We start from the raw sequence: 12,386 nt of genomic DNA, 5'->3' as shown, positions 1-12,386 counted from the left end.
ACAGTAACATATTTTTTATATCATTGTAGTATCTTTCCTGGTGGCACTATGCCACCGAAATCCGTGGCATGGTCACTCCGAAATATCCAATCACCTCTTTAATAGTCTGTTGTGCTCTGTCTTTCTTTAACTGACATTCAAAGACAGTCAATACCTGCCAGCCATTGTCTTTTAACCGGGCTATATTTTCTTTATCCCGCTCTCTATTTCCGTTTATTTTGTTCAGCCACCATTCTGTTCTGGTTTTAGGGATAACGAAGTACCGGCACCCCTCATGTCCATGCCAGAAACACCCATGTACAAAGATTACGGTTTTATATTTTGGGAGTACCAAGTCTGGTTTTCCGGGCATATCTTTGACATGAAGACGATAACGAAACCCTTTTGAGAATAGATGTTTACGAACTATTGTTTCCGGTTTCGTATTCTTCCCCTGAATACGGCTCATATTATAACTCCGGGTCTTTTTATCATGTACATCTGCCATCCGGGTAGGTTTGTTTATACGAAAAATTAAAGCAAAATTACTCTAGTTTAAATGTATTAAAAATTAATGAGATGAATCTGTTTCATTTTCAAAGAAAAAGAAAAGCCATCAGAGAAACATGTGGATTCCCGTAAAATCATAAAAACAGGATTAAAACCTTTTTACCATTCTGGAAAAACCTCCGCAACGAGCGGGACATAGTAATCTGTTACTCATATAACATAGACTGCGAAGCCTGAGATATTCGCCAGAGTATACGACACTTAGGAGAGCGGACATTAATCCCCATAGAAGGCAAACGTTCAATCAACACGATGTTCATGCTGGGTCGTACCGACCATACGAACGCTAGTTATTGGGTAGTATTTTATTCTAATTTCTTTTGTTTGTCTATATATGTTGAATCTGATTGCTTTTTAATTGATTTAAGCATATCCGTTTTGTTTAATATTTCAAGTTGTTGTCTTGCAATTCTATGCATATTATTAAATCTAATTCTTTTTTCAACTCCGCTTTTTATCAGTTCAGAGTTTAGAGATTCTAGATTAGATAACACAGCAAGTTCATTTATACTTGCAAAATCTCTCATGTTTTTCCCATCCAATGCGTGTTGAGGATTTACTTCTTTCCATTGTTTTGCTGTACAACCAAATAAAGCTACGTTTAGCAAATCAGCTTCTTCGGCGTATTCAAGCCATTGTTTGTCAGTTGTGTATTTTGAGTTTGGAATAATATGATTTTTAACTGCATCTGTATGGATTTGATAATTGACTTTGCTTAATACTCTTTTAACATCCCATTCTAAATTATATTTATTTGACTCTATTTCTTTTAGTCTTTGGAATTCTTTAATTAAGAGAAGTTTAAACATTGGACTAATCCAAGCACCAAATTCAAAAGCTATGTCTTTGTGGGCATAAGTTCCACCGTTTCTACCACTTTTAGATATTATTCCTATTGCGTCAGTAGTTTCAACCCATTTTTTAGGTGTTAAATTAAATGAGTTTAAACCAGCTTCTTTTTTAAAGGTGTCGAATTCGACACCTTTAAAATTTGGATTGTTCAATTGTTCCCAAATTCCAAGAAATTCTACAGTATTTCGGTTTCGCATCCAGTTTCTGATATGGTCATTTCCTTCTTCCCCACGAACCATATCTGTTAAACATATATAATCATCTTCGTTGTATGAGGTTATAGCTATTATTTTTTCCTCAACTTCTATTTGCTTTACTTTTGCAGTCATAAATTATTATCAATGTCTTTGGTAAAGATACTAATTTTCAATGTTTGGTTATATTACAGCCAATGGTCTTGTATAACCGCAGTTACGGTATTAAAGATAGTGTTTTTCGGTTTAGCACTGCTATTAGCAATTCCGAGTGGGGCTTTTCAATGGCAGCAGGATAGTCATGTCTAAACTTGTGAGCAAGAGCATTTCCAGCAAAACTTTTCGATTTTTCTATTTGGTAGTTCTCAAGAGGTTCTTGTAAAATGTTTTCCAAGTTTGACATAACGTCTATTGTACTTTGGAATTTAGACCTACTTATAGTAGGCATAATTCCTGAGGCCAATTTTTTTTCTTCGAAGTAATCCTTCTTCAAAAAGATTGTTTAATGCTTGACTAATGGTAGCACTACTGGCACTTTTATAATATTCTGTTTCTAAATATTCACGAACCTCTCCGGTTTTTTTAGGTTTGTCAAAAAAAGAAGCTTCTTCAATTAACTTTTTTATTGCTTCTACAATGGTAAATCGTTTCTCCTTAAATTTATTGTACGCAGAAGGATTATGGGTTTCAACATTCTGCCAGAAATTTTTAACAAGTGTTTTTTTGTCTATTTTATTTGAAGAGAGGTCAAGTAAAACATCTAAGGGCATTCCCGTATAAAATGAAATATGGAGTATGGTATTACTGTTGAACCCTTTAGCAGAGGAAATATGAGTAATCGTATTAGGAGTAAGTTTGGTTAAAGCAGCAAATTGGGTTGGTTTTAAATCCAGAATATCTATAATCTTCTGAATTCTAAGCCCTATTTTTTTTCTTTGTTCTTGGATAAACTTCTCCATTGAACAAATTGAATCAATATTTTAATCTATTTCAATTTAAATTTTTTGATGTTAAATAGATTATTTTGTATATTTGCTTTTATTAAGAGTTTGATGCATGAACATTAAGCTATAAATTTGCAATTCTTCAAATAGAAAATATTAGAAGCAATTGCTTTGAATCTCGCATTAGAAAACTGGTAATTTTTATGTGTACGAGAGGATAAGTAAGTTTGCTCACGACCCGGGCGTGGGCTCTCTTATCTGTACACACGGTATACCAGTACCTCTAATGCGATAAGTTGAGTTCCACGCCCATCTTTTTGGTGGTGTTTTAGTACTCTTCTTAATACATAATATCCACACATTAACACAAACATTATGAAAACAAATCACAAACTAGAACAGCTTCACCAACAGTGTAACGCCGAGCTGGAAACCTTCCGGCAGTTACGCAAAAGCCATGATACCCTTACCGGGGAACTCCGGGAGTGCTTACAAAAACTGGATGCACTGGCCCTTCAGCAGGGCTCAGGAACCACCCTTCAGCAGGGCCCGGGAACCACCCCTCCGGCCAGCTTCAGGAATTAACAAACCCGGAACCCGGAACTTGGAACCTGCAACCTGGAACCTGGAACCTGGAACCTGTAACCTGGAACCTGCAACCTGCAACCTGGAACCTGCAACCTGAAAACCTGCAACCTAATTACCTGCAACCCCACAGGGCTTTTAGCTAACACTCAAATATTAAAATCATGAAGATCACCACATTAGCGGGCCTGTCCTGCTGGTGCCCCATAACTATTGCCCTTATTTTACTGAATTGGCCTGTGCTTACCCGTGCTTTTCCCGTATTTAACCCGCAACAGATTATAAGCGGCAAGGTTACAGGTACGGACGGGTTGCCGATACCCGGCGTTAATATTCTTATAAAAAGTACCCCCATAGGTACGGTATCCGGGCCGGAAGGAAGCTATGTTATAGAGGCCCGGGATAGCGATACCCTGGTTTTTTCATATATGGGGTTTAAAACCATCGAGCTTTCCGTAAACAGCCGTACCGTTATCGATGTACAACTGGAAGAAGAGGTGACAGCTTTGGCCGGAGTGGAGGTCAATGCGGGTTATTATACCGTAAAGGAACGGGAAATGACAGGGAGTATCAGCCGGATAAGCGCAGCGGATATTGACAAACAACCGGTGTCTAACCCGCTGGCCGCCATGCAGGGAAGAATGCCCGGGGTGAATATTGTGCAAAATACCGGGGTGCCCGGGGGAGATTTTAAAATTGAGATCAGGGGGCGGAACAGCATCCGTACGGATGGTAATGCGCCCCTATATGTTATAGACGGTGTACCCTTTACGGCAACCTCCCTTACCGATTCGAGGGTTCCAGGGGCCAATATTATTACACACCCGTTAAACGGTATTAACCCTGCCGATATAGAAAGCATAGAAGTACTGAAAGATGCCGATGCTACGGCCATATACGGCTCCCGCGGGGCCAACGGGGTGGTATTGATAACTACCAGGAAAGGAGCTTCGGGAAAAGTAAGGGTCCGTGTAGACCTACAGTCCGGGATCGGTGAAGTAGGGCACAAGATGAAATTGATGCATACCGGGCCCTACCTGGATATGCGCCGCGAGGCTTTTGCCAATGACGGCGTAGAACCCACGACGGCCAATGCTCCTGACCTGTTGTTATGGAATACAGACCGCTATACCAACTGGCAGGACAGGCTGATAGGCGGAACGGCCTATATCACCGGGATGCAGGCTTCGGTATCGGGGGGCGGTGAACAGACTGTTTTCCGTTTCGGGGGAGGGTACCGGAAAGAAACAACGGTATATCCCGGCAATTCCGGGAACAGGAAGATTTCCGGGAGCTTTAATTTAAACCACCATTCGGCAGATAAAAAATTTACCGCCGGTCTGGTGGCAAATTATACGGCAGACAACAACAGTTTGCCGGTCAACGACCTTACCCTGGCCGCCCTGCGATTGCCGCCCAATGCTCCCGAAGTTTACGATGCTGACGGAAAACTGAACTGGGAAGGTGCTACCTGGAACAATCCTTATGCAGAGCTGGAAAGGAAATACCGGAACAAAACGGACAATCTCGTGGTTAACACCAACCTGGGATTGCGCCTGCTGCCCGGCCTGGAATTAAAGACCGGACTGGGATACACGGCCATGGAAGTAAAAGAACTGCAAACCACACCCCAGTCGGCTTTTGGTCCGCCTACGGTTCAGAACCGGCGATCGTCTTCATTGAATAACAGCAGCATCCGCACCTGGATTGCGGAGCCACGTATCGCTTACGAACTCCATATGGGAAAAGCAACCCTGAAGGCCCTGCTGGGAGGGACTTTCCAGGAAACAACCAGAACAAACCATGTGCTGGAAGCTACGGGGTTTAGCAGTGATGCCCTGCTGGAAAACATCCGGGCGGCCTCAGCTATTTTTGTCTTTGCTTCGGGAGAAACGCAGTATCGCTACCGGGCGGTTTTCGGCCGTATCAATTATGCGTGGAACAATACGTATTTCCTGAACCTTACGGCCCGGCGCGATGGTTCCAGTCGCTTTGGCCCGGGCAGGCAGTGGGCAGATTTCGGGGCCCTTGGTTTTGCCTGGATATTTTCGGAAGAAGATTTTTTCAGCAAGGCATTTCCTTTTGTCAGCTACGGAAAGCTGCGCGGCAGTTACGGGCTTACCGGAAATGACCAGATAGGGGACTACCAGTTCCTGGACCTGTGGCAAACCACTTTTTTTCCTTACCAGGGCAGTAGCGGACTTACACCGGTAAGGCCCTTTAACCCGGATTTTGGCTGGGAGACCAACAAAAAGCTGGAAATGGCCATGGAACTCGGTTTTGTGAAAAATCGTGTTCAGATTACGGCCGCTTATTACCGTAATCGTTCGTCAGACCAGTTGATAGGCCTGCCCCTGCCGGGCATCACCGGGTTTACTTCCGTGCAGGCCAACCTGCCCGCCACCGTTGAAAATACGGGTTGGGAGCTGGAACTGAACACCACCAATATGCGTGGAAAAAATTTTAGCTGGACAACCGCTCTTCATCTGAGTTTTCCCCGTAACCGCCTGATAGCATACCCGGGGATAGAAAATTCTGCTCATGCCCATGTATATACCGTGGGGAAACCGCTGGAATTGGTACGATCTTATCAATTTAACGGGGTAGACCCCGAAACAGGAGTTTACAGGTTTGAAGACGTCAATAATGACGGCTTTATTTCCTGGCCGGACGATATCCGGGACCTGGAACCCATAACAACCAAATTTTTCGGCGGGCTGCAAAACAGCCTGCAATTCGGGAACTGGCAGTTAGACGCATTCTTCCAGGTGGTAAAACAGACCGGCCGGGAACCCTATGGTAGTTTTAGTCCACCGGGATTCCTCACCAACCAGCCGGAGGAGGTGGCAAATCGCTGGCGCAACACCGGAGATGTGGAAGCCATTCAACGGGCTACCCAGACTTTTGGTCCTGCATTTTTTGCCTATAACAATGCCGTGAGCAGTGATTATGCCATAACCGATGCCTCTTTTATACGCTTAAAAAACCTGGCCGTCTCTTACAGGCTTCCGGTAAAACATGGTGTGGGAGTTCGCTTTTACGGACAGGGGCAGAACCTTTTGACCATTACCGGATACCAGGGTCTGGACCCGGAAAACCCCGGGACTGTTGCCCTGCCACCCCTCCGGGTGTTTACGGCAGGAGTAGAATTAACCTTTTAAAACCAGAACACATGCAATTTTTATACACCAGCATCACGTTTGCCCGGAAGCGAAATACCGGAACCGTTCTATTCCGCATCACCGCATACGGTATTGTTTTCCTGTTCCTTTCCGTATCCTGTGATTCCATAGCCGTAGACGAGCCCAATTTCCAGCTTACCGGGACTTCCGTTTTTGATAACGATGCCACCGCAGAGGCAACGGTACTGGGAATTTACAGTAATATGATGTCCGGCAACGCCATGGCGAGCGGAGGAGGGCAGAGTATTACCCTGTTGGCGGGGTTGTCAGCTGACGAACTGGTCAATTATTCTTTCAATACCACGCAGGGAGAGTTTTACAACAATGCCCTCCTTCCGTCCAATTCATGGATAGAACTCTATGTATGGAACGCGGCATATAGCTACATTTACGGGGCTAATGCCGTATTGGAAGGGCTTAAAGAATCTCCCGGGGTAACCGGGGCGGTCGCAGAACGGCTGAAAGGCGAAGCCAGGTTTATCCGGGCCTTCTGTTATTTTTACCTCCTTAACCTCTTCGGGGATGTCCCCCTGGTGATGAGCACCGACTACAAGGCCAGCCAGGGGATGTCCCGTACTCCCGCAGAAGAGGTTTACGAACAGGTGGTCACAGACCTGCTGGCTGCACGGGAACTGCTCCCGGGGGACTACTCCGTTTACGGAGAGGAAAGGGTGAGACCCTGCCTGTGGACGGCCAAAGCCCTGCTGGCCCGGGTATACCTGTACCGCGAGGCATGGCCGGAAGCAGAGGCCGAAGCAACTGCAGTGATTGAAAACAAGGTACAATACGGACTTCCGGCCGATTTGAATTCGGTTTTTCTTAAAAATAGCGAAGAATCCATCTGGCAATTGATGCCCGTAGCACCGGGAATTAATACCCGGGAAGGCAGCCATTTTATACTTACGGGGCGTCCGGCATCTGTGGCCCTGGATAGTGAATTCCCGGCCGTTTTTGAACCGGGAGACCGGCGTAAAACCGACTGGGTAGAAGAGATTGCCGTAGCGGGAGAAACATTTTATTACCCGTTTAAATACAAGGTAGATGCCGGAAATGTGCTTACCGAGTATTCCACGGTACTACGCCTGGCGGAACAATACCTGGTCCGTGCCGAGGCCAGGGCGCGGCAAGGCAATATAGCCGGGGCACAGCACGACCTTAATACGGTGCGCAACCGGGCCGGCCTGGACAATACCACGGCAGTTACACAGGCAGCATTACTGGATGCCATAATGCACGAAAGAAGAACGGAGCTTTTTACCGAATGGGGCCATCGCTGGTTTGACCTCAAACGCACTGGCAGGGCCGGTAGTGTTCTGGGCACATTGAAACAGGGATGGCAGGATTTCGACGAGTTTTACCCCCTTCCTCAGAAAGAACTACAAAACAATCCCAACCTGGTGCAGAATGAAGGGTATTGATGCAAAGGAAAGAACATGGAGAAATTTAAAAAAGTTCTTGCCGCTTGTGGTAGGGATATTTCTATATTCCTTTTGCGGCATGGCCCAGGAAATGGAACCGCAAACCGGTACATTGCCCGTAAGCCCGGCCAGAAAAGCGGTCATAGAAACCACGGAAGGGACCTGTATGAACGTGGACATTTCACCCGATGGCAACACCCTGGTTTTTGATCTGCTGGGCAATATCTTTACGATCCCCGTAGAAGGAGGCGAGGCCATACAGATCACAGAGGGCATATCGTGGGACTCCCGTCCCGTATGGTCACCGGATGGGAAACATATTGCTTTTATCAGTGACCTCACCGGGGCAGAAAATATCTGGATTATGGATTCCGGTGGTAATAACAAAAAACCGGTGAGCCGTGAAAAGGAGAAAGGCTTTAATACCGGGGTGGAATGGGGGCCGGGAGGTAGCTTTCTGCTGGGCAATGGTTATAGGTATGATCTCGAAGGTGAAAAAAAGGCCCTTCCTTCCACAGTTAGAGGCAGTGAAATCCGTTTTTCACCCGGTGGCCGTTACCTGTATGCCAACGGGGCGGGATTGGTGCGTTATAATAGAGCCACCGGAGATACCGTGTCCATGGCACCATCCGGAAAACGGTATGGCAGGGCGGCGGTATCCCCGGATGGTCAATGGATGGCTTACGTTACGCTCAACGATTTTATGTACAGGGGAGAATCCTGTAATAGGCTGCGTCTCCGGAATCTCCATACCGGGGAAGAGCGGGTATTAACAGACAGCCTGGGACAATGGCGCATCAGTTGGGAACGTTTTGTGTTTACGCCCGGTTCCGAAGCTGTCATCATTGGGTATGGCGGTAAGTTACACCGGGTAGATATCAACACGGGAAAAGATACTGTTATTCCTTTTTCGGTCAGGGCTCATATGGAATTGGGGCCTTTGGTATACCATACCAATACCCTCCCTCGGGATTCCCTGGATATTCGGTATATCCGTAATGCCGATATAAGTCCGGATAAGGAAGAGGCCGTATTTTCTGCCTTATCAGAGGTATACAGGATATCATTACCGGGAGGAAAACCACGGCTTTTGGCCCCCGGTGTTGCAGGTTGTTTTCAACCCGTATACAGTCCTGACGGTAGAAAAATGGCCTTTATAAGTGCGGAAGACGGGGAAGAAGGTCATGTGTGGAGTATGCCATCAAAAGGGGGTAAGCCCCAACAACTTACAGCATATAAAGGAAAGTACAGAAACCCGGCCTGGTCTGTTGATGGTAATACGCTGGCTTTTACGGAAGGAAGTACTGGCAGAAATGGTTACGGCCGTTCTTTGGGAAAACTATGGGTTTTATCGGGAGAAAGCGATATGGCCGAAATTATTGCCGACAGTATACCCCTGCCAAATTCCCTTTCCTTTACACGAAGCGGAGAAATAGCTTACCTTGGAACAGGTACAGGAGCTTCAAGGCCGTTTTACCTGCAGGAACCGGATAGCAACAAGAAAAAAGTACTTACAGAATTACCGTATTATGCTACAGAGGCTGTATTGTCTCCCTGTGGCAGGTATATAGCATATACATGGCATGAAGATATTTATCTTGCGCGGCTTTCTCCCCGGGGAACACCCCGGGCATCGGCGGGGACTACCGCCACCCCCGGGGAAATGCCGGGAATACGGCTGACAACGTTCAGGGGAGGCAGGCAGCCGCGTTGGAAACAGGACGGGGAAATAATAACCTGGCTGTCCGGAAACACCATACTGGGAATACCTCGCCGGAAAGCTCTTTCGGTCTGTGAAAACAATCATCCCGGAAAAATAAAAGACAGTATACAACCGGATACCCTTGCCGTATTTCGTTATAAACGGCCACTTTACCGGTCCGGGGATGTGCTGGTGTTGTCCGGGGCCGATGTTATCCCCATGAACGGGAAAGAACTTATAAAAAATGCCGTTATTGTCATAGAGAACGGCCGGATTGCTGAGGTCGGTATTCCCGGTGAAGTAGATATTCCCCAAAACGCAAAAATTATAGATGTACAGGGAAAGACGATCCTCCCTGGCTTTATAGACATGCATGCTCATGACAGCCCTCCCTCAGATTTGCTTTCCGGGGACTGGCGGGAATTTAAAAAAGAGCTGGCTCTTGGGGTAACCACGGTGAGAAACCCTTCTACCGGGGTAGAGACTTACGGCCTGGCGGAACTTTCGGAAATCGGGGGTATAACGGCTCCCCGTATTTTCGGGGCTGTCGGGATAGTGAATAATAAATTCCGTATTAATACCTTGGAAGATGCCCGCCGCCTTGCCCGTACGTACAAATCCATGGGCGCTGTTTTTTTAAAAGTACATGATTCCTGGCCCAGGAAACAAAGGCAATTACTGGTCATGGCTGCAAAAGAAGAGGAGCTTAATATTACCGCTCATGCCGATACCGACAATTATCTGGGCATTTTTAACCTGTCTGTGATCCTGGATGGTTTTACAGGCTGGGAACATATCCTCCCGGTAGGGAAACTATATGACGATGTTAAACAACTTCTGGCCATATCAGGAACCTGGTATACACCTACACTACTGGCCATGACCGGAAGGTTAGGGGCTTTCAGAGAAAGTTATGGACTTGATAATAGCAGGGTAATGCAACCCGGAATATCCCGGAACAAAGGGAAACAGAGAGAGGAGACAGAACTCATTCCGGAACACTCCCGCCTGATGTATTATGCGGAAAATGCAGCGCAAATGTCCCTTTCGGGGGCAAGGGTTACGGCAGGTTCGCATGGCGATGTTCCGGGAATGGAACTGCATTGGGAGCTACAGGCATTACTGGCCGGTGGAATGACCGGGCACGAAGCCTTACAGACAATTACACTTCTCGCTGCAGAAGGCCTGGGCATGCAAAATGACCTGGGCTCGATAGAACCGGGCAAGATTGCGGATATCCTGGTATTGGACAAAAACCCGCTCGAAGATATACGGAAGACGCTTTCGGTTCGCTATGTGATTAAAAATGGGATTGTATACGACAGCAAAACACTGCATGTTATTTGGCCCTAAAAACTTGGCTGTCCTTGGGAATGTTTGGTTTGCCCGGGGCGCTGTGCTGTAAAAAAGACAGGGAATAGGTAATAATATGATGGTCGTACAGGGCAAATAATACAGTATCCGAAACCAGGAAATCCCGCATTTTCTTTCCGCGGTATTCCGGTACATAAAAACTGAACAGGTAATCTCCTTTTGTCACCGTATAGAGGTCGATTACCGAATGGTCCCCGAAAATTCTCCGGCTTTCGTTATCAGCCCGTAGAGCAGAATTAACATAAAGAAAATCTCCGTCCGTATGGCTTTTTTTGTTTACCCTCAAGGGTGGTTTGCCAAGGGTAAGTTGCGTGCTGTCTTCGAGAACCGAGAGGTTGATGTTGGCATGAGAAACAGTGTCGATAGTGGTTTTTGTGTATACCTCGTTGAGAAGCGTATCCAGGCATAAAAGCTGGTTCCTGTAGTAGTAGATATAGAACAAATACGAATGTTTTCGGGAATAGAGCAACATACCATCCGTGCAAAAGATGCCGTCTACCTGCTTTTTGAGGATATACTTTTTTTCTGCTTTAGTAGTTGTACTTCTCTTTTCCAGGATGTTTTGAGCATATTTCGGGTTATAGCTTTTCATTACCAATGAAGAAGGGGAAAGGGGAATATATCCCGAAAACAGCATGGTGCTGTCTGGCGAATAGCGCTCTACGGGTGAATCTTGCAGGAATGTCTTTAAAAATAACCCGTTGCTACCATCTGCAAGATAAACCTGTGGAGAATCAACAGCTACCTGGAGCGCTTTCCAGTCATATGCGTCTTCCGGTAAAATATCTATTTCCAGGTTGATATGTGAAGTGTCGGTGAGGGCAGGATTGGTCATCAGGATATGTGCAGGTGCTTGCAAATGCCCGAGGAAAATATGGTGATCTGTTTTTCCGGAAAAATAATATCCGGGATGTCGGATGTCGAGGACTTCTTCGGGAACAAGAGAATCCGGTTCTGTTGGAAAAACCCTGGTAAAACCGTTTTTCCGGGAGTCGTTGGACATAAAATATAATGCCCCTACAAGTAAGATACTGCCTGCAAAGCAAATCAGCAGAAAATAATATGTTCTTTTTCGGGAGTTCATTTTGAATGGATATAATGTTTTAAAACGATATGGGAGCAACAGTAGTTACTGCCACTCCCATGTCACTACCATACATCATTTATGGTACGGGATCATAGTACAAAGGCTGGCAGGAAGCATTGTACAATGGAGAGTTTCCTATTCCCGGGACAAACCATACACATTGCGGTGTCTTCGGAACAGGATTACAGGGTACTTGCATAAATGTGGTGCAAGAGTTCGGATCATTCGGTATTGTCCTGTAATAAGCAAGTTGCTGCATGGAAATATCCGTAGAGGATACTTCATCTGTAGAAACTTCATTCGCTTTGGTAGCAAAGGCAGTACCGATAGCAAATACGAAGGCCGCAAGGGCCATAAAAATTCCTGTTTTCTTCATCATTAAAAAATTTAGATTAATGCCTACTCTGTCTTCCGGGTTTTCGGCTTCCCCCGTCTGTATTGCGCAATACATATATTATACTCGGGCAGTATTCGTTTTTTCGGGTTTGGTGTACAGTAC

9 protein-coding genes are annotated in these 12,386 nt (G+C 45.9%); 4 read left to right on the top strand and 5 right to left on the bottom strand.

The window, feature by feature from the left end; genetic code table 11:
- Positions 1-46: 46 nt before the first annotated feature.
- The 3 genes from ED312_RS23010 to ED312_RS22995 form a co-directional block, all read right to left on the bottom strand.
- Positions 47-487, bottom strand: a complete 441-nt coding sequence (locus tag ED312_RS23010) for a very short patch repair endonuclease (protein WP_123218372.1) — start codon at positions 485-487, stop codon at positions 47-49.
- 367 nt (positions 488-854) lie between these two features.
- Positions 855-1,730, bottom strand: a complete 876-nt coding sequence (locus ED312_RS23005) for a KilA-N domain-containing protein (RefSeq protein ID WP_123218371.1) — start codon at positions 1,728-1,730, stop codon at positions 855-857.
- Positions 1,731-2,026: 296 nt separating this feature from the next.
- Positions 2,027-2,554 (bottom strand): hypothetical protein, encoded by a 528-nt coding sequence (locus tag ED312_RS22995; RefSeq protein ID WP_072319299.1) that lies wholly within the window; start codon positions 2,552-2,554, stop codon positions 2,027-2,029.
- 360 nt (positions 2,555-2,914) lie between these two features.
- Here ED312_RS22995 and ED312_RS24005 point away from each other — a divergent pair, with 360 nt between their 5' ends.
- The 4 genes from ED312_RS24005 to ED312_RS22975 all read left to right on the top strand — a co-directional run bounded on the left by ED312_RS24005 (position 2,915) and on the right by ED312_RS22975 (position 10,779).
- A complete protein-coding gene (locus ED312_RS24005) occupies positions 2,915-3,124 on the top strand; it encodes a hypothetical protein (protein ID WP_170164608.1) in 210 nt (69 codons plus the stop codon).
- 164 nt (positions 3,125-3,288) lie between these two features.
- The gene (locus ED312_RS22985; protein WP_123218368.1) at positions 3,289-6,285 is read left to right on the top strand and encodes a SusC/RagA family TonB-linked outer membrane protein; all 2,997 of its coding nucleotides are present in this window, start codon (positions 3,289-3,291) and stop codon (positions 6,283-6,285) included.
- Positions 6,286-6,296: 11 nt separating this feature from the next.
- Positions 6,297-7,724 (top strand): RagB/SusD family nutrient uptake outer membrane protein, encoded by a 1,428-nt coding sequence (locus ED312_RS22980; RefSeq protein WP_123218367.1) that lies wholly within the window; start codon positions 6,297-6,299, stop codon positions 7,722-7,724.
- Positions 7,711-10,779, top strand: coding sequence for an amidohydrolase family protein (locus ED312_RS22975; RefSeq protein WP_123218366.1), 3,069 nt, complete (start codon positions 7,711-7,713; stop codon positions 10,777-10,779). The genes ED312_RS22980 and ED312_RS22975 overlap by 14 nt, the downstream gene beginning before the upstream one ends.
- On the opposite strand, the gene ED312_RS22970 is transcribed toward ED312_RS22975, so the two are convergent.
- Both ED312_RS22970 and ED312_RS22965 read right to left on the bottom strand, forming a co-directional pair.
- On the bottom strand, positions 10,766-11,884 hold the full coding sequence (locus ED312_RS22970; RefSeq protein ID WP_123218365.1) for a hypothetical protein: 1,119 nt from the start codon (positions 11,882-11,884) through the stop codon (positions 10,766-10,768). The two genes, ED312_RS22975 and ED312_RS22970, sit on opposite strands and share 14 nt — an antisense overlap.
- Positions 11,885-11,963: 79 nt before the next feature.
- Complete coding sequence (locus ED312_RS22965) at positions 11,964-12,266, bottom strand: DUF6520 family protein (RefSeq protein WP_148044359.1); 303 nt, start codon at positions 12,264-12,266, stop codon at positions 11,964-11,966.
- Positions 12,267-12,386: the final 120 nt, after the last annotated feature.

The sequence above is a fragment of the Sinomicrobium pectinilyticum genome, assembly GCF_003725735.1.
Lineage (GTDB): Bacteria > Bacteroidota > Bacteroidia > Flavobacteriales > Flavobacteriaceae > Sinomicrobium > Sinomicrobium pectinilyticum.
The sequence above is the reverse complement of the archived record's forward strand: the minus strand, read 5'-3'. Positions and strand labels throughout refer to the sequence as shown.